Source organism: Variovorax sp. GW821-FHT09B05 (assembly GCF_059418265.1).
This window is the reverse complement of record NZ_JBWKPN010000005.1, coordinates 105,188-131,095: the sequence shown is the minus strand read 5'-3', so window position 1 is coordinate 131,095 and position 25,908 is coordinate 105,188. Positions and strand designations below refer to the sequence as shown.

The following is a 25,908-nucleotide window of genomic DNA, read 5'->3' as shown; positions in this document are numbered from 1 at the left end:
CGTCGATCATGGCGTCGATGGCCATGGTCGCGATCGAGGCGACCATCGTCTCCACCGTCATGCCGCAGATCGCCTCCGAGCTCGGCGGGCTGCATCTCTACAGCTGGGTCTTCGCCTCGTTCCTGCTCGCGCAGACCGCGATGACCGTGGTGTTCGGCAAGCTCTCCGACCTCTACGGGCGCAAGCCCGTGATGTTCGTGGGCATCGCCATCTTCCTCGTCGGCTCGCTGCTCGCGGGCTTCTCGTGGTCGATGCCCGCCATGATCTGCTTCCGGCTGATCCAGGGCATCGGCGCCGGCGCCATCCAGCCGGTGGCGCTGACCATCGTGGGCGACCTCTATCCGGTGCGCGAGCGCGGCAAGGTGCAGGGCTACCTCGCGAGCGTCTGGGCCGTGTCGGCCGTGCTCGGGCCGATGCTTGGCGCGCTGATCGTGCAGAAGCTCTCGTGGGCCTGGATCTTCTGGATCAACGTGCCGATCGGCATCGCGGCCGCGCTGGGCTTCTGGGCCTTCCTGCACGAGACCCCGGCCACGCGCCGCGCCTCGATCGACATCGTGGGCGCGGTGCTGTTCGCCGCCGGCATCGCGGCGCTGATGATCGCGCTCACCGAGTTCGGCATCGGCAACGATGCCTCCGCCTGGGGCTGGACCGCGGCCTTCGCGCTCACCGTGGTGCTGTTCGTGTGGCAGGAGCGCCGCGCGGCCGACCCGATGGTGTCGTTCAAGCTCTGGGGCGCGCGCGTCATCGCCACCGTCAACGGCGCGGCCCTGCTCGCGGGCATGGTGCTGATCGGCATCACCACCTTCCTGCCGATGTACGTGCAGGTGGTGCTCGAGCGCTCGTCGGTCACGGCGGGCCTCACTTTGACCATGGTGATGCTGGGCTGGCCGATCGGCGCCACGCTGACCTCGCGCATCTTCCAGCGCGTGGGCCTGTGGCGCATCCTCGTGGCCGGCGCGGCCTTGATCCCCGTGGGCTGCGCGAGCTTCGTGCTGCTCGCCGCGGGCAGCACGCCGGTGCTCGCGGGCGTGGGCTCGTTCGTCATCGGCCTGGGCATGGGCCTGCTGAGCCTGAGTTCGCTGATCCTGATCCAGGAGTCGGTCGACGTCGCGCAGCGCGGCAGCGCCACCGCCTCCAACGTGTTCTCGCGCAACCTCGGCAGCGCGCTCGGCGCGGCCTTCTTCGGCGCGGTCTTCAACTTCGGCCTCACGCGCGCCGACGGCCGCCTCGCCTTCACCGACGAGCAGCTGCGCCTGCTGCTGCAGGGCCCGGCCTCGCCCGCGGCCGGCGACGCGGCGCTGCGGCTCGCGCTCGGCGGCTCGCTGCATCTCACTTTCGTGATGATGCTGGTGGTGGGCCTCGCGGTGTTCGCGCTCTCGTTGTGGCTGCCGCGCGAAGCCACGCAGATGCATGCGCTGGCGCGGCGCGAGGCCGCGCCGAAGTAGCGCCGAAGTAGCGGCCAGGTCGGCAGCCTCGGGCTCGCTGACCGCACCCTGACCGCGCCCCGATCGCAGGCGCGAAATTGCAAGTCCGTTGCTTTTGCGGCGTGCCGCGCACGCCGCGTGCGCTCGTGCGCGCGGCATTCTCGAGGGCGGAAGAAAGCGCTAACGCGCGCCTAAGTCTGCTGCCTTCGGACTGACATTTGGCAAAACCACCATCGACCGGTCCTTGAATCAAGGGCCGCCGGATTCGGCGAATCCGTGCGTCCGTTCGCATTCCCCAACGATCGAGAGTCGACTTTGAAACCCATCCACAAGATCAAGACCGGCCTGCTGTGCCCCGCGCTCACGGTGCTCGCAGCCTCCGTGCTCAGCGCCTGCGGCGGCGGCGGTGACGGCGGCGTGTCCTTCCTGCCGCCCACGGGCACCACCCTCAGCGGCGTCGTGGCCGCCAGCGGCTACGTGCCCGGCAGCAACACGGGCAACCCGACGCTCAAGGCCGGCTACTACGCGAAGGCCACGGTCTTCGTCGATGCCAACGGCAATGGCGTGCTCGACAGCGGCGAAGCCTCGACCACCACCGATGCCAGCGGCAAGTTCACGCTGACCGCCACCCAGGGCGGCCAGCTGGTGGCCGACATCGGCACCTCCGCGACCAACACGGCCACCGGCGCCAAGGTCGCGAGCCACCTGATCCTGCGCGCCTCGGCCGACCAGATCGCCGACCAGGGCGCGACCAAGATCGTCATCAGCCCGCTGTCGAGCGAAGCGCAGCGCCTGGTGGAAGCCAACGGCAGCAGCTACAAGGCCGAGAAGGCCAACCTGCTCGCGCGCCTGAACGTGCCCACCTTCAACCTCGGCACGGCCGCGCTCACCGACCCCCTGGTCGACGTCAACGGCCTGAAGGGCACCGACCAGTACGCGGCCCTGTACCAGGACAACGAGCTGACCAACCGCTACACCTACGCCACGGCCAAGCTCGATCGCAAGGACATGTTCCCCGACCACCTGGCGGTGGCGGGCGGCGACCCGCGCCTTGTTGGCCTGTCGGGCGTGACCATCAGCAACAAGGACGGCACCACCGTCACGCGCTCGCAGCCGACGCAGAAGCAGGCGCCCATCACCTTCGCGCAGGCGCAACAAGCGGCCTTCAACGTCGAAGGCGTGCCGGCCTACGACAACATCTTCGTGATCATCGAGGAGAACAAGTCGACCGACGTGATCGTGGACAACCCGCGTGCCGTCAACATCAACTACATCCTCAAGAAGTACAACCAGCTCAGCACCTACTACTCGACCGGCAACCCGTCCGAGCCGAATTACACCGCGCTGGGCGGTGGTGACGACTTCGGCATCCACGACGACAACTGGTTCGGTTGCGGCGCCGTCGTAGGTTCGCCCTATGAGGTCAGCGACGTTGCGTTCACGGGTGGCACCGCCTCCGACGGCCAGCCTCTGCCGGCGCAGGCCAAGCTGCCGCCGGCTGGCAAACTGACTCGAGCGGGCTCCGAAGATTCCAAGAACCCGAGCTGCGATGAGAACACGACCGTTGCCGGCACTGTGCACAACATCCCCGGCGACAACCTGTTCACGCTGATGTCGAAGACCGGCCGCACGATCCGCACCTATAGCGAATCGATGAACCCGGGCCAGGACGTGCGCGCCGATAGCATCGCCGACACGAAGGTCACGGCAACCTACGACGCGAGCAAGCTGGGCGCTACCAACCTCGACGGCTCCACGCCCAGCCTCACGGGCTCAAAGGACTACGCCGTGGTGGACGGTCTCTACAAGGTCAAGCACGGCCCTTCGATCGCCTTCCAGGGCGCGCGCAACCTGCCCGAGTTCGTGGCCACCAACCGCACCATCTTCGGCACCCAGTACCAGGAAGCGGACTGGCTCAAGTCGTCCGTCTACGGCCTACCCAGCGGCTGGATCTACGACCAGTTCAGCAAGGACCTGGAGACGGGCGACGTGGGCAACATCAACTTCGTCGTGCCGGACCAGTGCGACGACATGCACGGCGTGGGCGGCGACGCGAGCTGCGTGAACAAGGGCAACGACGGCCAGGAGTCCGGCACCATGCGCGCCGACATCTACCTGGGCATGGTGGTCAACAAGATCAGGAACTCCGCGCTGTGGAAGAACCCGCAGAAGCGTGTTGCAATCGTCGTGATGTATGACGAAGGCGAAGGCGGCAGCAACGGTTCGTGCTGCGGCTGGAACGCAGCTGGCACTACCTCGGGCGCCGCGCCGGTGACCGTGGATGCCAGCGGCAAGGCGCTGCCCACCGCCCCGCCGCCCAACTATGCCGGCGGCAACTTCGGCCACGGCAACTCGATCTTCGGCATCATGACCAACCAGCAGGACGTGGGCAAGGCGAAGAAGCAGGTGGCGGACACCGACGCCTACAGCCACTTCTCGTTCTTGCGCACGCTGCAGGACATGTTCCAGATCGCCGACCCGGCCATCGATGCGACGTATCTGAACCGAGCCAAGTACACGGAAGCCTTCATCACGGCCAACATCCTGGCGCTGCCGGAATACACCAACAGCGCGGACACGCACTTCGACTCGGTGCGGCCGATCAACCATGCCTACGTGATCCCGGCCAACTACAAGCAGAAGCTCTACGCGGCCGACATCGTCGGTGTGCAGGACCCGGACACCGGAAAGCTCGAAGGCCAGATCACGCCGCAGGTGGGACCTGACGCGACGCAGGCCAACGTCTGGGCGACTCACTAAGCCGAAGGAAGATCCGTGGGGCGGGGCAGACCGCTTCACCCTGCGGATCCGCTCCCTCATGCCATTCCAGACGGGATCCGTTGCGGACCGCCTGGAATCTGGCGTTTCAGGTTTCCGAAATCCCGCAAGGCGGCGCGGCCGCCTTCGCGGGATGCAACGTTGAATGATGAACTTGGCAATGGAAAAGACGGTCGCGCTCGGCATGGTGCTCGCGGCCGCACTGTGGGCCCTGGTGGCCTGCAACAGTACCGACCCGGCGACGGCCAAAGGTGCTGCTGTCGCGCGCACGCCGGTGCTGAGCCTGCCGGCCCAGGTCGGCCAGTTGGCCTTCTTCGACAAGCGGCTCTCGGGCGGCGGCAACATGTCGTGCGCGAGCTGCCACGACCCGCAGTACGCCTACGGCCCGCCCAACAGCATCTCGGTGCAGCTCGGTTCCGACATCGCGCAGGCCGGCGCGCGCGCCGTGCCTTCGCTGCGCTACCGCGAATCGACGCCGGCCTACGACGACAACGCACCGAACCCTGACGGCGTGACCTCCGAGTCGCCGGGCGGCGGCTTCATGTGGGACGGCCGCGCGGCCACGATGGCGGCGCAGGCCGCGCTGCCGCTGCTCAACCCGGTCGAGATGAATGCCGCCTCGAAGCAGGCGGTGGTGAAGGCGGTGCGCGAGGGCAGCTATGCGGCGCTGTTCAAGCAGGCCTTCGGTGCCCAGGTCTTCGACGACACCGATGCCGCCTTCGACGACCTCGGCAAGGCGATCCAGGCGCTCGAGACCGAGGACCTGAGCTTCCACCCGTACAGCAGCAAGTACGACCTCTATGTCTTCAACAAGATCGGCGGCGTGCTGACACCCGCCGAGCGGCGCGGCGAGGTGCTGTTCCACAGCAGCGGCGTCGCCAACTGCTCGGGCTGCCACTACACGGGCGCCAACTTCAACGGCAACACCGGCCTCATGACCGACTTCACCTACCAGGCGCTGGCCGCGCCGCGCAACGACCGCTCGATCCCGAACAATCCCGATCCGATCCCGGCCAACGACGACCCGAAGTACTTCGACATGGGGCTGTGCGGTCCCTTCCGCACCGACCACATGCCCGCCACGCCGGACACAGCGAACCCGTACTGCGGCATGTTCAAGGTGCCGGTGCTGCGCAACGTGGCGACGCGCGGCAGCTTCTTCCACAACGGCGTGTTCCATTCGATGGAGCAGGTGCTCAACTTCTACAACACGCGCGACACCCATCCCGAATACTGGTATCCGGCCGACAAGGACGGCAGCGGCGCGGCGCAGGCGAATCCGGCCTGGGCGCTGCAGCCCACGGCCGTGCCGGGCGCGACGGTGCGCAAGTACAACGACCTGCCGCGCGCGCAGCATGGCAACGTCGACGAGGAAATGCCGCTGGGCACGGGCGAGGGCGGCGACAAGACGGCCGCCAGCGGCACCAGGCCGCGCGCGCCGGGCTCGGCGCCGGCCATGACGGCCGAGCAGATCGCCGACCTGACCTGTTTCCTCGGCACGCTGAGCGACGGCTACCAGCCGTCCGCCACGTCGTCGGCTTCCGACAGGTGCACGAAATGACGGGCCCGCGCTCCAGCCTCTGGCGGCGCTTCGGCATCGTCGCGTGCCTGGCGTTGCCGATGGTCGTGCTGACCGCTTGCGGCAACGAAGAGGCGCGCTTTCCGAACCGCGACAACTTCACCGCGGCCGCCAACGACTACCTCGCGCAGCGCGGCCATGTGTGCCTGGCCAAGTACGACTGGCCGATCACGGTGCCGGTCGGCTCGCAGGCGCCCGACGCGCAGCAGATGCCGCTGCTCGAGAAGCTGGGCTTCGTGACCGGCAAGGACGTCGCGGCCGCGCGCGAATACGCGCTGACCGACGCGGGGCGCCAGCACTACCTGCAGCTGCCCGTGGTGGTGCGCACCACCACGCAGACCGTCGTGCACCCGGCCGATCTCTGCGCGGCCACCTTGAGCCTCGATCGCCTGGTCGGCTGGGATCCGCCGCAGACCCGCGACGACCGCACCACGACTTCGCTGCTCTTCACCTACCGCATCGCCCTCGATCCCTGGGCCACCGCGCCCGAGGTGCAGCAGGCCTTTCCGCTGCTCGCGCGCGCGATCCAGCGCGAGGGAACGATGCAGATGCGCCTCGGCGTCCACCTCACGCGGCGCGGCTGGGTCGCCGACGAACTCGACCTGCATTGAGTCCGCAACCACCCGCGCCATGGCTACCCGATACATCCACCAGAAACCCATGACTCTCCGTTCCTCGTTCCAGACCCTGACGACCCTCACCGCGATGGGTGCGCTCTGCGCGCTTGCCGCCTGCAGCGCCGGCCCCGACGCCAACGCACCCACCGCCGAGAACCTCGCGGCCCCGCTCGACGCCTACCTGGCGGAGCGCGGCGACATCTGCCTCGCGATGTTCGACTGGCCGATCGACCTGACCGAGGCCGAGGCCGGTTCGGGCGCGCGCCATGCGGTGCAGTTCCCGGTGATGGAGAAGCTGGGCCTGGTGCGCAGCACCATCGTCGCGGCGCCCAAGAGCGCCGAGAACCCCGATGGCGCGGTCAAGCGCTTCGAGCTGACCGACGAGGGCCGCAAGTTCTACAAGCCGCATTCGCACGCGACCCGCGATGCCGAACATGCCAACGACTTCTGCGTGGCGCACCTGCAGCGCGAGAAGATCGTCGACGTGAAGCTGGCCGGCGCCGACGCCAGCCATCCGATGGCCGTGGTGAGCTACACCTACCGCATCGAGCCGGCGCCGTGGATGCAGGACCCCGACGCGCAGCGCGTGTTCCCGATGGTCGCGCGCATCATGAATGGCGCCAACGGCCCGCTGCAGCTGCGCCAGGGCTTCACGCGCGGCGACAAGGGCTGGGTGCCGCACCTGGGTCCCGTCTGAGCCGCGGCTGGCCATGAGCACCGTCGTGCGCTTCTCCCCCGAGCTGGGGCGCTGGCTCCAGGGCATGCTCGATGCCGGCCAGATGCCGCAGGCGCTGGTCGCCACGATGCGCGGCAAGGGCATGAACGAACGCGCCGCGCAGGCCATCGTCGCGGCCCATGTCGATGCGCGGCAGCGCGGCGCGCCGATGCCGGCCGATGCCGTCGAGCTGCCGGACGTGGCCGCCGCCAAGCCCGCGATGCGGCTCGCGCCGGGCACGCGGATCCAGGCCATCGACCGCGAGATCGTCGTGCATGCGCGCGGCGAGGACCCGGTTCATGCCTCGCTGGGCAACGTGATGGATGCCGAGGAGTGCCGGGCCCTGATCGAGATGGCACGGCCGCGCCTCGCGCCTTCCACCTTGGTCGATCCGATGAGCGGGCGCGACGTGGTCAGCGACCGGCGCGCGAGCTGGGGCATGTTCTTCCGCCTGGCCGAGAACGAGCTGGTGGCCCGCCTCGACCGGCGGCTGTCGGCACTGATGAACCTGCCGCTGGAGAATGGCGAGGGCCTGCAGCTGCTGCACTATCCCGAGGGCGCGGGCAGCGAGCCCCACCACGACTACCTGGCGCCGAGCAACCTGGCCAACCGCGAATCGATCGCGCGCAGCGGCCAGCGCGTGAGCACGCTCGTGACCTACCTCAACGACGTGCCCGAGGGCGGCCAGACCGTCTTTCCGCAACTGGGCCTGGCGATGTCGCCGATCCGCGGCAATGCCTGCTACTTCGAGTACGGCGACGACGAGGGCCGCGTCGACGCGCGCTCGCTGCATGCGAGCGCGTCCGTGACGCGCGGCGAGAAGTGGGTCGTGACCAAGTGGATGCGCGCGCGGCGCTTCGTGTCGGCCGGCGAGCTCAGGCCGGCGCGTTGACCGGCACCGCCACCGGGCTGCGCTCCGCGAACTGCCCGTTCCAGTACGGGTAGTAGGGATAGGGCGGCGCGATCGCGCTGGCCGCATCGAGCCGTGCCATCTGCGCGTCGCTCAGCTGCCAGCCGAGCGCGCCGAGGTTCTGCGTGAGCTGCTCCTCGTCGCGCGCGCCGATCAGCACGCTGGCCACCGTGGGCCGCTGCAGCAGCCAGTTGAGCGCGATCTGCGCGTGGGTCTTGCCGGTCTCCTCGGCCACGATGTCCATGGCGTCGACGACGCGGTAGAGGCGCTCGTCGTCCACCGGCGGCGCGAAGCCGGCGGTCTCGTGCAGCCGGCTGCCCGCGGGCAGCGGCTGGCCGCGCCGGATCTTGCCCGTGAGGCGGCCCCAGCCCAGCGGGCTCCAGACGATCGCGCCCACGCCCTGGTCCAGGCCCAGCGGCATCAGCTCGAACTCGTAGTCGCGCCCGACCAGCGAGTAGTAGGTCTGGTTCGCCACGTAGCGCTCGAGGCCCAGCCGGTCGGAGGCCGCGAGCGACTTCATCAGCTGCCAGCCCGAGAAGTTCGACATGCCGATGTAGCGCACCTTGCCCGACTTCACGAGCGCGTCGAGCGTGCCCAGCACCTGCTCGACCGGCGTCATCGCGTCGAAGGCGTGCAACTGCAGGATGTCGATGTAGTCGGTGCCCAGCCGCTTCAGCGCGGCCTCGGTCGCGCCCACCAGGTGGTGGCGCGAGGCGCCGACCTGGTTCGGCCCGTCGCCCGCGCGCAGCGAGAGCTTGGTCGAGACGATGGCCTTGTCGCGCCGGCCCTTGAGCGCGGCGCCGAGGATGGTCTCGGAGGCGCCGTTCGAATAGACGTCGGCGGTGTCGAACAGGTTCACGCCGGCGTCGAGCGCGATGTCGACGATGCGGCGCGCGCCGTCGGTGCCGGTGTTGCCCCAGGCGCTGAACAGCGGGCCCTGCCCGCCGAAGGTGCCGGCGCCGAAACCGAGGGCGGGCACCTTGAAGCCCGAGCGGCCGAGAAAGCGTTGTTCCATGAGAACTTCTCCGTTGTTTGAATGGGGGGATGGATCAGGCGCGCACCGAGGCGCAGTCGCCCGGCAGGGTGCGGTCGCCGCGGCGGTCGAGCGCGCGGCTCCACAGCGCGATCGCGAGGCCCGCCACGGTCAGCAGCGCGGCGGCCCAGCCCAGCGCGCGCAGGCCCGGGCCATGGTCGATCACCACGCCGCCGGCCCAGGCGCCGAGCGCATTGCCGAGGTTGAAGGCCGCGATGTTGAGGCTCGAGGCCAGGTTCTGGCCGGCGCCCGAGGCCTTCTCGAGCACGCGCAACTGCATCGGCGCCACCGTGGCGAACGAGGCCACGCCGAGCAAGCCGACGAAGACCACCGCGGCGATCGGCGTGCCGATGGCGAACTGCATGCTGCCGAGCACTACCGCGAGCACGGCCAGCGTGCCGAGCACCGCGGGCATCACGGCGCGGTCGGCCAGCCGGCCGCCGAGGATGTTGCCCACGGCCAGGCCGCCGCCGAACACCAGCAGGATCGGCGACACGGCGGATTCCGACAGGCCCGTGACCTGCGTCAGCAGCGGCTGGATGTAGGTGAAGACGGCGAACACGCCGGCGAAGCCGAGCACGGTCATCGCCAGGCCCAGCAGCACCTGGGGCCGGGCCAGCACGGCGATCTCCTCGCGCAGCGGCGCGGGCCTGGCCTCGCCCTCGACGCGCGGCACGAACACGGCCAGCACCGCGAGGGCCGCCACGCCGATCAGCGCCACGGCCCAGAAGGCCGCGCGCCAGCCGAAGTGCAGTCCGAGCCAGGCGCCGAAGGGCACGCCCAGCAGGGTGGCGGCGGTCAGGCCGGTGAACATGATGGCGATGGCCGAGGCGCGGCGCTCGGGCGCCACCAGGCCGGTGGCCACCACCGAGCCGACGCCGAAGAAGGTGCCGTGCGCGAGCGAGGTGATCACGCGCGCGCCCATCAGCAGCTCGTAGTTGGGGGCCAGCGCGCAGGCGATGTTGCCGAGCGTGAAGATCGCCATCAGCGCCAGCAGCACGGTCTTGCGCGGCAGCCGGCGAGTGGCGATGGTGAGCAACGGCGCGCCGACCGCGACCCCGAGCGCATAGCCCGAGATCAGCAGGCCGGCGGCCGTGATCGAGACCTGGAGATCGGTCGAGACCTGCATCAGCAGGCCCATGATGACGAATTCGGTGGTGCCTATTCCGAAGGCACCGGCGGTGAGGGCGAGGAGAGCGATGGGCATGATGCCCTGTACTGTGCGGACGAAGTCCCTCGTTGACTAGAATGCCGCCGGTCAACGCACTTGTGAATTCAACTCACAAACCGAATCCACCGGAGAACACGCCATGCCGCGCATCGAGGTCAACCGTTCAGGCGAGATGGAGGCCTTCGTGCAGGTGGTCGACGCGGGCGGCTTCTCGGCCGCCGCGCGGCTGCTGGGCATGACGCCCTCGGCCGTCAGCAAGCTGGTGGCGCGGCTCGAGGCGCGGCTGGGCATCCAGCTCGTGCACCGCTCCACGCGCAAGCTGCAGCTCACGCCCGAGGGCCTGCATTTCTACGAGCGCAGCCACCGCGTGCTGGCCGACATGGACGAAGCCGAGCGCTGCGCGGCCGCCGGCGCGGCGCCGCGCGGGCGGGTCAGCATCAATGCCAGCGTGTCCTTCGGCCACCACATGCTGGTGCCGCTGGTGCCCAGGCTGATCGAGCAGCATCCGCAGATCACGCTCGACATCGCGCTCACCGACCGCATCGTCGACCTGATGGACGAGCGCGCCGACATCGCGATTCGTTGGGGCCAGCTGCCGGCCTCCGACCTGGTGGCGCGGCGCATCGGCGACACCAGCCAGACCATCCTGGCCGCGCCGTCCTACCTCGCGAAATACGGCACGCCGCGCACGCCGCAGGAACTCGAGGCGCACAGCCGCCTGGGCTGGACCTACCGGCGCAGCGCGCCCGACTGGCCGTTCCGCATCGACGGCCGGACGATCCTGCTGCCGGTGGCCGGCCCGGTGCGCGCGGGCGATGGCGAGACCCTGCGCCACCTCGCGATCGCGGGCGCGGGCATCACGCGGCTGTCGCTCTATCACACGCAGCACGACATCGACGCGGGCCGGCTCGTGCCGCTGCTCGAGGAGTTCAACCCGAACGAGGTGGAGCCGATCCACGCGGTCTACATCGGCAAGGCCGGCACCTTGCCGGCGCGGGTGCGCGCGGTGCTCGACTTCCTCGTGGCCTGCTCGGGCGTGGGCGGCGGGCGCTACACGCGCAGCCGCACGGCGCCGATGCCGGGGAAATCGGCCGTCACCTGATCGCCGCGCGCGCAGGGCAGCAGACCGATCCACGAGCCCGTGGTGACCACCGTGCCGGCCGGCACGGCCTGGCCATGGCGCGTGAGATGGCGCAGCCAGATCGGCAGCAGCCAGGCCGGATCGCCGAGCGGATGGCTGCCTTCGCGCACCACCGTGTCGGCGTTGCCGATCTTCGTTTCGCAGCGCTGCGAGGCCCAGTCGATGGCGGCGAAGGGCCGCCATTCGCCGAGCACCAGCGCGCCGTGCACCTGCGAGTCGGCCAGGCGCAGCAACGGCGTGGCGGCCTCGCGGTCCTGCCAGCGCGCATCGCAGACCTCGATGGAGACGGTCATGGCATCGACCAGCGCGGCCGCGTCTTCGTGCGCGAGCGACGCGGCCAGCGCCGGCGTGACCTCGCGGCCCAGGCGCAGCGCGATCTCGGCCTCGATGCCGGGCTGGTGGAACACGAGGTCGGAGCAATCGGCCGGGCTCTGGCGCACGCCGGCGGGCGGCAGCGGCGCATGCGTGAGCGTCGCATTGCGCGAGCCGCCGCCGGACTTCCAGCAGCCGGGCAGGGTGCCCGCGTCGAACCAGCCGAGTGCCGCGGCCACCGCGTCCTGCACCGCATAGGCCTCGGAGGGCTCCTGCAGCGTGTCGAGCCAGGGCACGGCATCGAGCGTGCGGTCGGCGCGGCGCGCGGCGACGAGGGCGTCGGCCAGCGCGGAAAGAGAAGGGGGCAGGGTGGTCGTGTGTGCGTTCATGCCGCCGATCTTCTCAAGATTCGACGCGCACGTTGCCGTCCTTCACCACCTTGGCCCACTTGGCGATCTCGGTGTGGATGAACTGCCTGAACTTGTCCTGCGAGCCGCCGCCGTCCTCGGCGCCGTAGGTGTCGAGCTTCTCCTGCACGTCGGGCATCGCGAGCACGGCATTGACGTCGCGGTTGACCTTCTGCGCGATCGGCGCCGGCAGCTTGCCCGGACCCGCGAGGCCGTACCAGGTGGTGGCCTCGAAGCCCTGGAAGCCCTGTTCCTGCATGGTCGGCACGTTCGGGTGGCCCTTGGCGCGCTGGGTGCGCGTCTGCGCCACCGCGAGCACGCGGCCGCTCTTCACGTGCGGCGTGGCGGCGGTCATGGTCTCGAAGCTGTACTGGATCTGCCCGCCCATCAGGTCGGCCAGCAGCGGCCCGCTGCCCTTGTAGGGCACGTGCAGCGCATCGACGCCCGCCTGCAGCTTGAACATCTCGAGCGCCAGGTGCTGCGCCGAACCCGCGCCGGCCGAGCCGAAGCTCAGCGTGCCGGGCGCGGCCTTGCAGGCGGCCACGATGTCCTTCACCGTGAGCGCCTTCTGCGCCGGGCTCGCGATCAGCAGGTTGGGCGTGACGCCCACCAGCACGATCGGCACGAAGTCGCGCTCCACGCTGTAGCGCAGCTTGGGCTGCAGGCTGGGCGCGAGCGCATGGCTGTTGATGTGGGCCATCAGCAGCGTGCTGCCGTCGCTCGGCTGCTGCGCCACGTAGTCGGCCGCGAGCACGCCGGCCACGCCGGCCTTGTTCTCGACGATCACCTGCTGGTTCCACATCAGGGTGAGCTTCTGCGCCACCACGCGCGCCAGCGCATCGGTGCCGCCGCCCGGCGGGAAGCCCACCACGATGCGCACCGGCGCGTTGGGCCAGTCCTGCGCGAACAGCCGGGGCACGCCCAGCGTGGCGGCCGCGGCGGTCGCGGCCTGGATCAGGGAACGTCGTTGCATCGTGCTTGTCTCCGTGGATGGATGGGGGTGTCGGATGCGGGGCGGGAAGGGCGCATGTCCGTGCCGCCCTCGCGCCAAGGCCGCCGCGCCGTTCGAGCGGCGCGCTGCGGCCTGGAATCGATCGAGGCTCCCTGTGTCGCTAGGCGGCCTTCTTCAGCGCCACCGGCGCGGCCGCATGGTTCGCGAAATGGTCCATCGCCGCCTGCACGCCGCTGCCCGCGAGCTTGATGCCGGTGAGCTTCATGCCCATCTCGACACCCGCGACCATGGCCACCAGCGTGAGGTCGTTGCTGTCGCCGAGATGGCCCATGCGGAACATGCGGCCCTTGAGCTTGCCCAGGCCCGTGCCCAGCGAGAGGTCGAAGCGCTGGTGGATCAGCCGGCGCAGCGCGTCGGCATCGACGCCCTCGGGCGTGATCACGCCCGTGAGCACCGGCGAATAGACGGCCGGGTCGGCGCACTGGATCGGCAGGCCCCAGGCCTGGACCGCGGCGCGCACGCCCGCGGCCCAGCGGCGGTGGCGCGCGAACACGTTGTCCAGCCCTTCGCCCAGCAGCATGTCGAGCGATTCGGAGAGGCCGTAGAGCAGGTTGGTGTTGGGCGTGTAGGGCCAGTAGCCGTCCTTGTTCATCTCGACGATCTCGTCCCAGGCCCAGAAGGCCTTGGGCAGCTTCGCGCTCTTCGATGCCTCGAGCGCGCGCGGCGAGAGCGCGTTGAAGCTGATGCCCGGCGGCAGCATCAGGCCCTTCTGCGAGCCGCTGACGGTGACGTCCACGCCCCATTCGTCATGGCGGAAGTCGGCGCTCGCGAGGCCCGAGATGCTGTCGACCATCAACAGGGCCGGATGGCCGGCCGCGTCGATGGCCTGGCGCACCGCGGCGATGTCGGAGGTGACGCCGGTCGAGGTCTCGTTGTGCACCACGCACACGGCCTTGATCCTCTTCTCGGTGTCCTTGCGCAGCCGCGCCTCGATCAGCTCGGCCTGCACGCCGCGGCGCCAGCTCGGCGCGTTCGGCAACTGGTCGTCGCTGCCCGCATAGGCGAGGAACTCGGTCGACACGCCCAGGCGCGTGGCCATCTTCTGCCACAGCGAGGCGAAGTGGCCGGTCTCGTACATCAGCACGTGGTCGCCCGGGCTCAGCGTGTTGGCGAGCGCGGCTTCCCAGGCGCCGGTGCCCGAGGCCGGGTAGATCGCGACCGGGTGCTTCGTCTTGAAGATCTGCTGGATGCCGCCGAGCACCTTCAGGCCCAGCGTGCCGAACTCGGGCCCGCGGTGGTCGATGGTGGGCAGGCTCATGGCCCGCAGGATGCGGTCGGGCACCGGGCTGGGGCCGGGGATCTGGAGGAAGTGACGGCCGGTGGGATGGAGGTCGAGTTGCAGCATGGCGGGTCCTTTCGGCGCCAGTTTTGCATTCAAAATTCATTTTGTTCTGATGGTTTACCCTGAAATTCAAGGGTTGTGGGTGTTCTTTTTTGCATTCAAAATGCAATCACGAGGCCGAAAGAACGCATCCCATGACCGCCGAAATCATCGAAATCTCCCGTCTCGCGCTGCACGACCAGGTCGCGGCGCGACTGCGCACCATGCTGGTCGAAGGCCTGATCGCGCCGGGTGCCAAGCTCAACGAGCGCGAGCTCTGCCTGCAGTTGCGCGTCTCGCGCACGCCGCTGCGCGAGGCGATCAAGCTGCTCGCGGCCGAGGGCCTGGTCGACCTGCTGCCCAACCGCGGCGCGGTGGCCGTCAAGCTCACCGAAGCCGACGTGATCGACACCTTCGAGGTGCTGTCCATGCTCGAGGGCATGTCGGGCGAACTGGCCGCGCGCCGCATCACCGAGGAGCAGCTGTCCGAGGTGCGCGCGCTGCACTACGAGATGCTGGCCTGCTATGCGCGCCACGACCTCTCGGGCTACTACCGGCTCAATGCGCGCATCCATTCGGCGATCAACGAGGCCGCGGGCAACCCGGTGCTGTCGAACACCTACCGCTCGATCAATGCGCGCGTGCAGTCGCTGCGCTTTCGCACCAACCAGAACGAGGCCAAGTGGAAGAGCGCCGTGGCCGAGCACGAACAGATGATCGAGGCGCTGGCCGCGCGCGATGCCGCCGCCATGCGCAAGGTGCTGGTCGCGCACGTGCTGCGCAAGCGCGACACCGTGCTCGAGCTGCTGCGCGAGGGCGAGATCTATCCGCCCGCGAAGAAGACCCGTTCCAAGGCGCCCTGAGCGCGCTTTCCTCCAAAAAAGAAAACCCACGATGCTCATCGAACCCGCCAGCCGCATCCAGCCCGCCGGAACCGTCCTGCCGCCCAACGACACCTGCGAGGCGCTCGCGCGCCGCCTGCGCGCCGAGACGCAGGGCGAGGTGCTGTTCGACGCGGGTTCGCGCGGCCGCTACGCCACCGACGCCTCGATCTACCAGATCACGCCGGTCGGCGCCTTCGTGCCGAAGACCGAGCGCGACATCGCCACCGCCATCGACGTGGCGCGCGAGCTCAAGGTGCCGGTGCTCGCGCGCGGCGGCGGCACCAGCCAGTGCGGCCAGACCACGGGCGCGGCGCTGGTGATCGACAACAGCAAGCATTTCCGGCGCGTGCTCGACCTGGACCTCGAGGCCGGCACCGCCACCGTCGAGCCCGGGCTGGTGCTCGACCACCTCAATGCGCAGCTCAAGCCGCACGGGCTCTGGTATCCGGTCGACGTGTCGACCAGCGCCCAGGCCACCTTGGGCGGCATGGCCGGCAACAATTCCTGCGGCTCGCGCTCCATCGCCTACGGCAACATGGTGCACAACGTGCTCGGCGCGAGCGCCTGGCTGTCGAGCGGCGAGCTGGTGGACTTCGGGCCCGTGGGCACGCTGGGCGTGCGCGCCGCGGGCATCGCGCAGTTCGTGCGCGGCCTCGCGCGCCAGCACCGCGAGGCGATCGCGGCGAACTGGCCCAAGGTGATGCGCCGCGTGGCCGGCTACAACCTCGACATCTTCGACAACCAGAGCGAGAAGCCCTACACGGCCGACGGCAGCGTGAACCTCGCGCACCTGCTGATCGGCGCCGAGGGCACGCTGGCCTACACGCGCAGCCTCACGCTCAAGCTGGCGCCGCTGCCGCGCGCCAAGGTGCTGGGCATCGTCAACTTCCCGACCTTCCATGCGGCCATGGATGCCGCGCAGCACATCGTCAAGCTCGGACCCACCGCGGTCGAGCTGGTCGACCGCACGATGATCGAGCTGAGCCTCGCGAACCCGGCCTTCAAGCCCACGGTGCTGACCGCGCTGATCGGCAAGCCGGCCGCGATCCTGCTGGTGGAGTTCTCGGGCGCCGAGAAGGCGCCGCTGCTGCAGGCGCTGGCTCGACTGGTGGAACTGATGGGCGACCTGGGCCTGCCGGGCAGCGTGGTCGAGATGCCCGACGAGGCGCGCCAGAAGAACCTCTGGGAGGTGCGCAAGGCCGGTCTCAACATCATGATGAGCCTCAAGGGCGACGGCAAGCCGGTGAGCTTCATCGAGGACTGCGCCGTGCCGCTCGAGCACCTGGCCGAGTACACCGACGCGCTGACCGAGGTGTTCGCGCGCCATGGTTCGCGCGGCACCTGGTATGCGCATGCCTCGGTCGGCACCTTGCACGTGCGGCCGATCCTCGACATGCGCGCCGATGGCGGCGCCAAGATGCGTTCGATTGCCGAGGAAGCCTCGGCGCTGGTGCGCAAGTACAAGGGCGCCTTCAGCGGCGAGCACGGCGACGGCCTGTGCCGCGGCGAATGGATCGAGTGGCAGTTCGGGCCCGCGATCAACGAGGCCTTCCGCGCGATCAAGCACAAGCTCGATCCCGTCGGCCTGTTCAATCCCGGCAAGATCATCGACCCGCCGCGCATGGACGACGGCGCGCTGTTCCGCTTCGCGCCGCCGACCGCGCCCAAGCCCTATCGCCGCATCGAGCTCAAGCCGGTGCTCGACTGGTCGGCCTGGAACGTGAATGCCGACCCGGTGACCGAGGAGACCTCCGCGCCCGGCACCGGCGGCGACAGCACCGGCGGCCTGGCCAAGGCGGTCGAGATGTGCAACAACAACGGCCACTGCCGCAAGTTCGACGCCGGCACCATGTGCCCGAGCTACCGCGTCACGCGCGACGAGCAGCACCTCACGCGCGGCCGCGCCAACACGCTGCGGCTGGCGCTGTCGGGCCAGCTCGGCCCCGATGCCTTCACCGGCGAGGCCCTGCACGAGACCATGGACCTGTGCGTGGGCTGCAAGGGCTGCAAGCGCGACTGCCCGACCGGCGTGGACATGGCGAAGATGAAGATCGAGTTCCTGGCCCACTACAAGCGGCGCCACGGCCACACGCTCAAGGACCGGCTGGTGGCGCAACTGCCCGACTACGCGCACCGCGCGAGCCGGCTGCCGTGGCTGCTGAACCTGCGCAACAGCGTGCCGGGCGCCGCCTGGCTCGGCGAGAAGCTGCTGGGCTTCTCGGCCAGGCGCTCGCTGCCGGCCTGGCGCAGCGACACCTTCTGGCGCGCCAAGGACGGCGAGCCCGGCCTGTTCGCCGACCGCGACACGGTGCTGGCGATCGCGCGGCGCGGCGGCAAGGCCGCGGTGCTGTTCGTCGACACCTTCAACGGCACCTTCGAGAGCGAGAACGCGCTCGCGGCCGCGCGCGTGCTGCAGGCCGCGGGCTATGTGCTGCACACGGTCGAGAAGCGCGGCGCGCACCATTGCTGCGGCCGCACCTACCTGGCCAGCGGCATGGTCGACGAAGCCAAGCGCAAGGCCGAGGCCCTGATCGATGCCTTGCTGCCGCTGGCGCGCGCGGGCGTGCCGGTGGTGGGCCTGGAACCCTCGTGCCTGCTCACGCTGCGCGACGAGACCCTGGTGATGGGCTTCGGCGAGAAGGCCGAGACCGTGGCGAAGCAGGCACTGCTGTTCGAGGAGTTCGTCGCGCGCGAGGTCCGCGCCGGGCGCTTCGAGCTCGCGCTCAAGCCGGCCGAGGCGCCGATCCTGCTGCACGGCCACTGCCACCAGAAGGCCTTCGGCGCGGTGAGCCCGGTGCTCGAGGTGCTGAAGCTGATCCCGGGCGCCGCGCCCGAACTGATCGAGAGCTCGTGCTGCGGCATGGCCGGCAGCTTCGGCTACGAGGCCAGCCACTACGAGGTCTCGATGCGCATGGCCGAAGCCAGCCTGTTGCCCGCGATCCGCGCCAAGCCCGGCGCCATCGTGGTGGCCGACGGCACGAGCTGCCGGCACCAGATCGCCGATGGCGCGCAGCGCGAGGCGGTGCACGTGGCGGTGCTGCTCGAGCGGCTGCTGGTGCACGTGGACGCCGGCGTGCACTGAGCGGCGGATTCACGCGCGACAGCGCGGCGGCGCGGCCTGCCGCAGAATGGTGCATCCCCCGCGCACCGCCCGATGTCGACCACCCTGACTTCCTCCGCCCCCGTGCCGCCCACCTTGCGGCTGGCCTTCGCCCTGTCGATGGGCGCGGCCGTCTCGCTCGGCATCACGCGCTTCGCCTATGCGCTGCTGCTGCCGCCGATGCGCGACGACCTCGGCTGGAGCTATGCGCTGGCGGGCGGCATGAACACCGCCAACGCGGTCGGCTACCTGGTCGGCGCGCTGGTCACGCCGGCGCTGATGCGGCGCTTCGGCGTGAGCCGGCTGCTGGTGGTGGGCGCGGTGCTCGCGAGCCTGTTCATGGCCGGCAGCGGCTTCGTCACCGCGGCGCCCGCGCTGCTGCTCCAGCGGCTGCTCGCGGGCATCGCGAGCGCCTGGGTGTTCGTGGCCGGCGGGCTGATGGCCGCGCGGCTCGGCGAGGCCGACGCCTCGCGCGGCGGCCTGCTGCTGGGCATCTACTACGGCGGCACCGGTTTCGGCATCCTGGCCTCGGCGCTGCTCGTGCCGCAGGTGCTGCAGGCCGCCGCGGGCGAACCGCATGGCTGGGCCTGGGCCTGGTGGGCGCTGGCGGTGGCCAGCGGCGTGGCGACCGTGCTGCTGGCCTGGGCCGGCCGCGCGCTGCCCGATCGACCCGCGCCCGTGGCTGTTGCTCCGGCTTCCGGTGCCGTACCCGGCGCGCCGGTCGCGCTGCGGCGCTTCGGCTGGGCGCTCGCGGGCTATGCCTTCTTCGGCATCGGCTACATCGGCTACATGACCTTCGTGATCGCGCTGCTGCGCGAGCAGGGCGCGAGCGCGGGCTTCGTCACGCTGTTCTATGCGTTGCTGGGCATTGCCTGCATCGCCTCGTCGCGGCTGTGGGCCGGGCTGCTCGACCGCTACCGTGGCGGCCAGCCGCAGGCGCTGCTCAACGGGCTGCTGGGCGTGGCGACGCTGCTGCCGGTGCTCAGCGCCTCGGCGCCTGTCGCGCTGGTCTCGGGGCTGCTGTTCGGCGGCGTGTTCCTCTCGGTGGTGGCCTCGACCACCGCGCTGGTGCGCCACAACCTGCCGTCCTCGCGCTGGGCCCAGGGCATCAGCGTCTTCACCATCGTGTTCGCCTTCGGTCAGATCGTGGGCCCGACCATCACCGGCTGGATCTCCGACGGACCGGGCGGGCTGGCGCGCGGCCTCGTGGGGTCGGCGATCGCGCTGTGGCTCGGTGCCGTGCTGGCCTCGCGCCAGCATGCGCTGGAACCCGCATGAACGAAGCGCTTCCGCTCGCCGACGAGGCCATCACGCCCGGCTTCGCCGTGTTCGATACCGCGCTTGGCGTCTGCGGCATCGCCTGGGGTCCGCAAGGACTGGTCGGCGTGCAGCTGCCGCAGGACGACCCCACGCTGCAGCCCGCGCTTCGTCGCATGAAGCAACGCTTCCCGGAACTGTCCGAGGCCGAGCCGAATGCCGAGGCGCGACGCGCGATCGCGGCGGTGCAAGCCTTGCTCGAAGGCGCGCAGGACGACCTGCGCGACATCGCGCTCGACATGCGTGGCCTGTCCGATTTCCATCGGCGCGTCTACGAGCTCGCACGGCGCATTCCGCCGGGCCAGACCCGCACCTACGGCGAGATCGCCGAGGAACTGGGCGACAAGACGCTGGCGCGCGCGGTGGGCCAGGCCATGGGCCTCAATCCCTTCGCGCCCGTGGTGCCATGCCACCGCGTGCTCGCGGCCGGCAACAAGCCCGGCGGCTTCTCGGCCGGGGGCGGGGCGCTGACCAAGCTCAGGATGCTCGACATCGAGGGCGCGCGGCCCAACGGGATGGCATCGTTGTTCTAGGCGCGAGGTTCAGCGGCGCCGGCGGCCCGGCGCGCGCGGAACGCTCAGCAGCTGGCTCAAGGAAGCGACCTCGCGCCGCTCCCCGCCCTGATGGGTGTCGGCGCCACGCACCTTCGCGCCGAAATCCAGCGCGGTCCTGCGCTCCAGTTCCGCGATGCTCACGTGGTAGCGCTTCACCTTCTCGAAGCTCACGTGCGCCAAGGCCGCTTCGGACAGAGTGGCCTCGGGCACGTAGTCGATGAGCGGCGTCTGGTCGATGCACAGGGCGGTCGCCCGCAGCTGGCCGTCCTCCACCCGCAGCACGATCTTCCAGTACTCGCGCGGTGCCTTGAACCCGGCCATCTCGGGCATGCCTCGATCCCAGGGAATGTCGTTCTCGTCGTCGAAGATCGGTCCGGTGAACACGCTGACGCGCGCCTGGTCCGCCACCGCGTTGTTGAGCGCGAAGTCCTCGAGCGCGCGCCAGTACAGCGTGCCGCCCGCGTGCGCGGCAGCTTCGGCGCCCGGCTTCCTCTTGCCCATGTTGAAGAAGCCCACCTGCGGCGACCGGTTGGTCACGTGGAAGGTGTCGGCATTGGCGCGCACGACGATGTCGTCCGGCCCCCAGAGCGGATCCTGCCGGCGCGTCAGGTGGCCTTGCTGGAAGATCCGGTTCGCGTGGTCCGCCTTGCGCTTGTCGACGATGGCCGCGCCCTGCGCGTCGTAGGCCGTCTGTCCCGCGTACAGCGCGGGCGGGGTCTGCTCTTCCTCGGGGATGCGCGGGTCGATGAACCAGAGCTCGCTGGCCTCCGGGGCCTCGTCCGTTTCCTCCTCGCCCGGATGGAAGGCAGCGATGACGCCGGTGCTGCGGTCGTAGCTCTTGGCGAGGCGCCCGTCGATGTTGGTGGCGGTGAAGCAGGCCAGCCGCCGTTTCTTGTGCATCACCACGCTGAAGTGCTCGTACGGCAGCTCGTACTTGGGCCGGCCTGCCTTGGGACGCGTGTTGACGGAGACCGCCCGCAGGGCCGCCGCACCGCGCGGCTTGGGCAGGGGAACGGCAACGCCGGGCAGGAAGTCGGGCTGGTAGCCGTCGCGGTTGCCGTAGTCCGGATCGACCTGGACCCGTGCCTCTTCGCCGGTGCTCGACGGCGCCGCGTCGGCATGCGGTTGCGGCGCGGCGTCCTGCGCGGGCGTCGGCGATCCGTTGCGGGCCGGGTAGCCGCCCAGCTGCACGCTCACGCGCAGCGGGATGGTCCAGGTCGCCGTGCCATCGCTGGCCACGTCGACCGATGCACCGAGCGAAGCGTCATGCGCCATGGTCGGTGCGGACTCGACGGACGAGACCACCTGCGGGTCCAGGCCCGCGGCGATGGCCTCGGTGATCTTCTCGCGCTCGCGCGCCGGCAGGCCGCTCTTGCGCGTGTTCATGTCGGTCACGATGGCGCTGATCCGGATGCCCTCGTTGACCGTCTTGGCGATCTGCTTTCCGTTCTGGTCGAGCAGGTCGCGGTGCGGCGATCCCCAGTGGTGCAGGGCGATCACCTGCCACAGCACGTTGAAGACCGGCGAGCCCGAGGAACCCGGCTCGGTGTCGGCCACGTAGTGCAGCGTGGTGCTCGCGCGCGAGACCAGCTGGTTCTCGCGCAGCACGGCTTCCTTCATGCGGCCGTCGGGGTGCTGGACGATGTTGGCGTGGTCGCCCAGCTGGTGCTTGTCGCGGGCCGCCGAGATCGGCAGGAAGCTGTAGCCCGCGAGCGTGCCGGAGCCGCTCAGGCGGCCGCCGACCGCCAGCACGGTGTAGTCGAGGTCGTCCTGGTCGTTGGTGAGGAAGCAGGCCTCGGGCGCGAAGGCGAAGCGCGTGGGCACGCGCGGGCGTCCCGCGAGGTCGCGCTCGTAGTCGAACTCCACCAGCAGGTCCGCCGCATCGGCCTTGGAGCCGATCACGTGGTTGTTGGTGAGGAACAGCACGGGCGAGATCATGAAGCCGGTGCCGAGGCCCTGGCCGTCGCGCGTCACGATCCGCGCCACGGCGCGCGCCGCATAGGCGCCGCGCTGCAGGAACGCGACATCGACGAAGTCGATCGTCTTGCCCCAGACCTTTTCCGCGCCCGAATGCGGCGCCTCGCGCGCGGCCTCCTGCACCGGCAGGCCGATCCGTCGCTGCAGCACGGCGCTGCGGCGCAGCATCTCGGGCTCGGCATCGCCGGGCCGGCCGGCGCCGATCGCGTCGAGCGAGCGCTGGATCTGCTCGGCCTGCTGCTGGATGCGCTGGCGCGCGGCGACACCGATGTGGGCGGGCTCGTTCATGTTCTCCTCCAACTGGCCGCGGGGGCGGCGGCGATTGCGGATTCGCGGACCGTCTCGCTCGCCTTTTAGAGGGCCTTGATGACAGGACGATGCAAAGGCACGGCCGCGTCAGGCGTTCTGGATCAGCCGCCGCAGTTCGTCGACGTGCTGGCGCAGCGCCTCGTCGTCCATCGCCGTGTAGCCGATCACCAGCCCCGGCGGCAGGTCCTTGCGCTGGCAGAAATCCGAGATCGCCTGGAAGCGCAGCCCGCGCTGCGAGGCCGCGCGCAGGAACGGCACCAGTGCCATGTCCGGCGGCAGCCACCACACGAGGTGGAAGCCCGCGTGTTCCCCGGTGACATGCAGCCGCGCGGGATCGAGCGCCGCGCGCAGGCCGCCGAGTACGAGGTCGCGCCGCTGCGCGTAGACCATGCGCGCGCGCCGCACGTGGCGCGCGAAGTCGCCGCTCTCGAGGAAGCGGGCCAGCGCCATCTGCTCGATCACGCCGGTGGAGCGCCCGGCGATGTGGCAGGCGCGGCGGAAGTCGGCGACCAGCGCGCGCGGCAGCACCATGTAGCCGATGCGCAGCGCGCCGAACAGGGTCTTGTTGAAGCTGCCGCAGTGGATCACGCGGTCGGCGGCATCGAGGCTCTTGAGTGCCGGCAGCGGCGCGCTGTCGTAGCTGAACTCGCTGTCGTAGTCGTCCTCGACCACCCAGGCCTTCGCGGCTTCGGCCCACGACAGCAGTTCGAGCCGGCGCGACACCGGCATCGTGAGGCCGCTGGGCGACTGGTGCGCGGGCGTGACATGCGCGAGCCGCGCGCCCGCATGCTGGCGCGCCTGCGCGACCGAGAAGCCTTCGGCATCGATCGGGACATGGATCAGCTGCTGGCCGTGGTGGCCGAAGATCGGCGCGGCATGCAGGTAGCCGGGGTCCTCGAGCAGCACCTTGTCGCCGGGCGCCAGCAGCAGCCGCGCGCAGAGGTCGAGCCCTTCGCGGATGCCCGAGACGATCACGATCCGCTCGGCCTCGCAGGCGATGCCGCGCGCCACCCCGAGGTAGCCGGCGATCTGCTCGCGCAATGCCGGCAGCCCGAAGGGATCGTCGTCGGCCAGTTGTGCCGCGGTCACGCGCCGCGCGCTGGCCTGCAAGGTGCGGCGCCAGAGATCGAGCGGGAACAGCGCCGGATCGGCCACGCGTGCCATGAAGGCCTGGTGGGCCTCGGTGGCGGCGAGCGGCGCCATGTCGGTCTTCCAGGCCGGCCGCGTACGGGGCGTGGCCGGGCGCCGCTTCGCGTCGCCGGCCTCGAAGAAGCGGTCGGGCACCTGCGCCGCCACGTAGGTGCCCGATCCGGCCCGGCTGACCAGGTAGCCCTCGCTGCGCAACTGGTCGTAGGCCGCGTCGACGGTCACGCGCGACACCTGCCAGCGCTGCGCGAGCTGCCGGGTCGAGGGCAGGCGCGCGCCCTTGGCCAGCGCGCCGTCGAGGATGCGGGCGCGGATCTAGCGGTAGATCCAGGCCTGCTTGGCCTCGCCCTCACGCGGCGGTTCCGTCGCGAGATCGAGGCTCGATGGCGTGCGCCGGGCCTGCGGGGGGCTGGAAAGTGGCCTTATCGCTTTCTCCGAAATGGATCTACAAGCAAGGCCACATTCTATTTAGATTCGCGTCCAAGGCATTCCACCCACGAAGCTTCCCATGACGACGAACCCCACGCACTTCTTCTGCACCCTCGCGCCCGACGGCCCGCGATTCCCCCTCGATGGCGCGGGCAGCCTGCTCGACGCGGCCCTGGCGCAGGGCGTGGCCGTGCCGTTCTCCTGCAAGCGCGGCGAATGCGGCTCGTGCCGCGCGCAGTTGCTCGAGGGCGACGTCGAGCGCATCGCGCCGCCCTCGGAGGCGGCCTACCAGGTCGACGCGGGGGAACTGCTGATGTGCCAGTGCCGTGCCACCAGCGACCTGCGGCTGCGCTTCGCGCACTGGAGCGCGCCGGCGCTCGCGCCATCGCGGCACTCCGCGAAGGTCTTGATCTGCGAGCCGCTCACGGCCAAGGTCACGCGGCTCGTGGTCGAGCTGCAGAGCGCCGAGCCGTTCCGTTGCGCGCCCGGGCAGCATGCGCAGTTCGTGCTCGAGGAGGGCGAGCGCCGTAGCTTCTCGATCGCCAACCGGCCGACGGAAGAGGGCGAAGCGAACCGGCTCGAGTTCCACATCCGCCGCATGCCGGGCGGCCTGTTCACCGAGCAGCGTCTCGCGGCGCTGCGGCCCGCGGACCTGCTCGAGCTCGAAGGGCCCCATGGCGCCTTCGTCTGGCAGGCGCCCACCGACGAGGTCGACCACCTCGTGCTGCTGGCCACCGGCACCGGCTTCGCGGGCGTTCGGCCGATCCTGCAGGCGGCGCTCGCGAGCGGGGCGTTCCGCACGGTGTCGCTCTACTGGGGCGTGGCCGAGGCCGACGACTGCTATGCGGCCGCATGGCTCGACGAGATGGCGCGCGTGCACGCGGGCTTTCGCTGGACCGCGGTGCCGTCTTCGCGCGCGGAAGGCAGGCAGCACGTGCAGCACGCGGCATCGAAGGCCGCGCACGATTGGGCGCGGACCATCGTCTATGCCTGCGGCAATCCGGCCATGGTGCGCGATGCGCGCGCGCTGCTGCAGGCCGAGGGGCTGCCGAAGGCGCGCTTCGTCTCGGAGGTGTTTCTGCCGAGCACGAAGCAGGCCGCGCGCCATCCCTGGGAGAAGGTGGGCGCCACGTTCACGCGCGACGGCATCCTCGAGGCGCGCCGCCGCTCGATGGAGGCGCTGCCGCAGATCGCCGCGCTGATCGAGCCCGGCATGACCACGGGCGAGGCGATCGCGGTCGCCGACCGGCATCTGCGCCGACTCGGCGCCGCCTACAACTGGCATCCGACCTATGTGCGCTTCGGGCCCGACACGCAACGCACCTCGCGCGAGCCGGTCGATCGCCAGCGGCGCCTGCGCGAGGACGACGTCTACACCGTCGACCTGGGTCCGGTCTGGGACGGCTACGAGGGCGACTACGGCGATACCTTCGTTCGCGGCGCCGATGCCGACCACGAGCGCGTCACGCGCGCGGCGCGCGACATCTTCGAACGCGCGCAGAACGCCTGGCGGCAGGGTCTGAGCGGCGCCGCGCTCTACGACTTCGCGAGCGAGCTTGCGCGCACGCATGGCTGCGCGCTGGTGCGCGAGACGGCCGGCCACCGGGTCTCGGACTTTCCGCATGCGCTCTACGGCAAGCACCGCCTGGCCGAGGCCGACTTCGTTCCGGGCGACGGCATCTGGGTGCTCGAGGTCCAGGTGCGCGATCTCGAACGGCCGATCGGTGCCTTCTTCGAGGACGTGCTTCTTAAGAATTGATTCAGATCATTCC

Annotated in this window: 19 protein-coding genes; 12 read left to right on the top strand and 7 right to left on the bottom strand. The window is 70.2% G+C overall.

All coding sequences use genetic code 11. The annotated features are described in order from the left end of the window. Positions 1 to 8 precede the first annotated feature (8 nt). From AC07RM_RS14910 to AC07RM_RS14885, 6 genes are all read left to right on the top strand, one after another. Entirely contained in the window at positions 9 to 1,445 is a 1,437-nt protein-coding gene (locus AC07RM_RS14910) for an MFS transporter (protein ID WP_093342056.1), read from the top strand. 294 nt (positions 1,446 to 1,739) lie between these two features. Continuing rightward, entirely contained in the window at positions 1,740 to 4,184 is a 2,445-nt protein-coding gene (locus tag AC07RM_RS14905; RefSeq protein WP_495335052.1) for an alkaline phosphatase family protein, read from the top strand. 178 nt (positions 4,185 to 4,362) lie between these two features. Further along, positions 4,363 to 5,763: a cytochrome-c peroxidase gene (locus tag AC07RM_RS14900; protein ID WP_495335051.1), complete on the top strand. Its 1,401-nt coding sequence runs from the start codon at positions 4,363 to 4,365 to the stop codon at positions 5,761 to 5,763. Then, complete coding sequence (locus AC07RM_RS14895) at positions 5,760 to 6,392, top strand: hypothetical protein (protein ID WP_495335050.1); 633 nt, start codon at positions 5,760 to 5,762, stop codon at positions 6,390 to 6,392. Before AC07RM_RS14900 ends, AC07RM_RS14895 begins: the two co-directional genes overlap by 4 nt. Before the next feature lie 49 nt (positions 6,393 to 6,441). After that, a complete protein-coding gene (locus tag AC07RM_RS14890) occupies positions 6,442 to 7,095 on the top strand; it encodes a hypothetical protein (RefSeq protein ID WP_143129121.1) in 654 nt (217 codons plus the stop codon). 13 nt (positions 7,096 to 7,108) lie between these two features. Beyond that, positions 7,109 to 8,005, top strand: a complete 897-nt coding sequence (locus AC07RM_RS14885) for a 2OG-Fe(II) oxygenase (RefSeq protein WP_495335049.1) — start codon at positions 7,109 to 7,111, stop codon at positions 8,003 to 8,005. Here AC07RM_RS14885 and AC07RM_RS14880 read toward each other — a convergent pair. Beyond that, positions 7,989 to 9,038, bottom strand: coding sequence for an aldo/keto reductase (locus tag AC07RM_RS14880; RefSeq protein WP_495335048.1), 1,050 nt, complete (start codon positions 9,036 to 9,038; stop codon positions 7,989 to 7,991). The two genes, AC07RM_RS14885 and AC07RM_RS14880, sit on opposite strands and share 17 nt — an antisense overlap. A gap of 34 nt (positions 9,039 to 9,072) precedes the next feature. Beyond that, on the bottom strand, positions 9,073 to 10,263 hold the full coding sequence (locus AC07RM_RS14875) for an MFS transporter (RefSeq protein WP_296782708.1): 1,191 nt from the start codon (positions 10,261 to 10,263) through the stop codon (positions 9,073 to 9,075). 103 nt (positions 10,264 to 10,366) lie between these two features. On the opposite strand from AC07RM_RS14875, the gene AC07RM_RS14870 reads away from it, so the two are divergent. Continuing rightward, the gene (locus tag AC07RM_RS14870) at positions 10,367 to 11,329 is read left to right on the top strand and encodes a LysR family transcriptional regulator (RefSeq protein WP_093342046.1); all 963 of its coding nucleotides are present in this window, start codon (positions 10,367 to 10,369) and stop codon (positions 11,327 to 11,329) included. Here AC07RM_RS14870 and AC07RM_RS14865 read toward each other — a convergent pair. From AC07RM_RS14865 to AC07RM_RS14855, 3 genes are all read right to left on the bottom strand, one after another. Then, entirely contained in the window at positions 11,278 to 12,069 is a 792-nt protein-coding gene (locus AC07RM_RS14865) for a fumarylacetoacetate hydrolase family protein (RefSeq protein WP_495335047.1), read from the bottom strand. The genes AC07RM_RS14870 and AC07RM_RS14865 overlap by 52 nt on opposite strands. 13 nt (positions 12,070 to 12,082) lie before the next feature. Further along, positions 12,083 to 13,060 carry a Bug family tripartite tricarboxylate transporter substrate binding protein gene (locus tag AC07RM_RS14860; protein ID WP_093342044.1) on the bottom strand — a complete coding sequence of 326 codons (978 nt, stop codon included), beginning with the start codon at positions 13,058 to 13,060 and terminating at the stop codon, positions 12,083 to 12,085. Between the two features lie 139 nt (positions 13,061 to 13,199). Continuing rightward, positions 13,200 to 14,444: a pyridoxal-phosphate-dependent aminotransferase family protein gene (locus tag AC07RM_RS14855; protein WP_495335046.1), complete on the bottom strand. Its 1,245-nt coding sequence runs from the start codon at positions 14,442 to 14,444 to the stop codon at positions 13,200 to 13,202. A gap of 131 nt (positions 14,445 to 14,575) precedes the next feature. Between AC07RM_RS14855 and AC07RM_RS14850 the strand changes: the two genes are divergently transcribed. From AC07RM_RS14850 to AC07RM_RS14835, 4 genes are all read left to right on the top strand, one after another. After that, positions 14,576 to 15,283 (top strand): GntR family transcriptional regulator, encoded by a 708-nt coding sequence (locus AC07RM_RS14850; protein ID WP_261205684.1) that lies wholly within the window; start codon positions 14,576 to 14,578, stop codon positions 15,281 to 15,283. A gap of 31 nt (positions 15,284 to 15,314) precedes the next feature. Beyond that, positions 15,315 to 18,386, top strand: a complete 3,072-nt coding sequence (locus AC07RM_RS14845; protein ID WP_495335045.1) for an FAD-binding and (Fe-S)-binding domain-containing protein — start codon at positions 15,315 to 15,317, stop codon at positions 18,384 to 18,386. Between the two features lie 72 nt (positions 18,387 to 18,458). Next, positions 18,459 to 19,682 (top strand): YbfB/YjiJ family MFS transporter, encoded by a 1,224-nt coding sequence (locus AC07RM_RS14840; protein WP_495335044.1) that lies wholly within the window; start codon positions 18,459 to 18,461, stop codon positions 19,680 to 19,682. After that, positions 19,679 to 20,254, top strand: coding sequence for a methylated-DNA--[protein]-cysteine S-methyltransferase (locus AC07RM_RS14835; RefSeq protein WP_495335043.1), 576 nt, complete (start codon positions 19,679 to 19,681; stop codon positions 20,252 to 20,254). Before AC07RM_RS14840 ends, AC07RM_RS14835 begins: the two co-directional genes overlap by 4 nt. Before the next feature lie 9 nt (positions 20,255 to 20,263). On the opposite strand, the gene AC07RM_RS14830 is transcribed toward AC07RM_RS14835, so the two are convergent. Further along, a complete protein-coding gene (locus AC07RM_RS14830) occupies positions 20,264 to 22,540 on the bottom strand; it encodes a DNA/RNA non-specific endonuclease (protein ID WP_495335042.1) in 2,277 nt (758 codons plus the stop codon). Positions 22,541 to 22,648: 108 nt separating this feature from the next. Further along, the gene (pdxR, locus tag AC07RM_RS14825) at positions 22,649 to 24,010 is read right to left on the bottom strand and encodes a MocR-like pyridoxine biosynthesis transcription factor PdxR (RefSeq protein ID WP_495335240.1); all 1,362 of its coding nucleotides are present in this window, start codon (positions 24,008 to 24,010) and stop codon (positions 22,649 to 22,651) included. A 205-nt stretch (positions 24,011 to 24,215) separates the two neighbouring features. On the opposite strand from pdxR, the gene AC07RM_RS14820 reads away from it, so the two are divergent. Continuing rightward, positions 24,216 to 25,895, top strand: coding sequence for an NAD(P)H dependent flavin oxidoreductase family protein (locus tag AC07RM_RS14820; RefSeq protein WP_495335041.1), 1,680 nt, complete (start codon positions 24,216 to 24,218; stop codon positions 25,893 to 25,895). The last annotated feature ends 13 nt before the right edge of the window (positions 25,896 to 25,908 follow it).

Bases quoted from the DNA above. Each gene is read 5' to 3' on its own strand.
- AC07RM_RS14910 (WP_093342056.1), top strand. From the start codon at position 9: ATGGCGTCGATGGCCATGGTCGCGATCGAGGCGACCATCGTCTCCACC.
- AC07RM_RS14900 (WP_495335051.1), top strand. From the start codon at position 4,363: ATGGAAAAGACGGTCGCGCTCGGCATGGTGCTCGCGGCCGCACTGTGG.
- AC07RM_RS14895 (WP_495335050.1), top strand. From the start codon at position 5,760: ATGACGGGCCCGCGCTCCAGCCTCTGGCGGCGCTTCGGCATCGTCGCG.
- AC07RM_RS14890 (WP_143129121.1), top strand. From the start codon at position 6,442: ATGACTCTCCGTTCCTCGTTCCAGACCCTGACGACCCTCACCGCGATG.
- AC07RM_RS14885 (WP_495335049.1), top strand. From the start codon at position 7,109: ATGAGCACCGTCGTGCGCTTCTCCCCCGAGCTGGGGCGCTGGCTCCAG.
- AC07RM_RS14880 (WP_495335048.1), bottom strand. From the start codon at position 9,038: ATGGAACAACGCTTTCTCGGCCGCTCGGGCTTCAAGGTGCCCGCCCTC.
- AC07RM_RS14875 (WP_296782708.1), bottom strand. From the start codon at position 10,263: ATGCCCATCGCTCTCCTCGCCCTCACCGCCGGTGCCTTCGGAATAGGC.
- AC07RM_RS14870 (WP_093342046.1), top strand. From the start codon at position 10,367: ATGCCGCGCATCGAGGTCAACCGTTCAGGCGAGATGGAGGCCTTCGTG.
- AC07RM_RS14865 (WP_495335047.1), bottom strand. From the start codon at position 12,069: ATGAACGCACACACGACCACCCTGCCCCCTTCTCTTTCCGCGCTGGCC.
- AC07RM_RS14860 (WP_093342044.1), bottom strand. From the start codon at position 13,060: ATGCAACGACGTTCCCTGATCCAGGCCGCGACCGCCGCGGCCGCCACG.
- AC07RM_RS14855 (WP_495335046.1), bottom strand. From the start codon at position 14,444: ATGCTGCAACTCGACCTCCATCCCACCGGCCGTCACTTCCTCCAGATC.
- AC07RM_RS14850 (WP_261205684.1), top strand. From the start codon at position 14,576: ATGACCGCCGAAATCATCGAAATCTCCCGTCTCGCGCTGCACGACCAG.
- AC07RM_RS14845 (WP_495335045.1), top strand. From the start codon at position 15,315: ATGCTCATCGAACCCGCCAGCCGCATCCAGCCCGCCGGAACCGTCCTG.
- AC07RM_RS14840 (WP_495335044.1), top strand. From the start codon at position 18,459: ATGTCGACCACCCTGACTTCCTCCGCCCCCGTGCCGCCCACCTTGCGG.
- AC07RM_RS14835 (WP_495335043.1), top strand. From the start codon at position 19,679: ATGAACGAAGCGCTTCCGCTCGCCGACGAGGCCATCACGCCCGGCTTC.
- AC07RM_RS14830 (WP_495335042.1), bottom strand. From the start codon at position 22,540: ATGAACGAGCCCGCCCACATCGGTGTCGCCGCGCGCCAGCGCATCCAG.
- AC07RM_RS14820 (WP_495335041.1), top strand. From the start codon at position 24,216: ATGACGACGAACCCCACGCACTTCTTCTGCACCCTCGCGCCCGACGGC.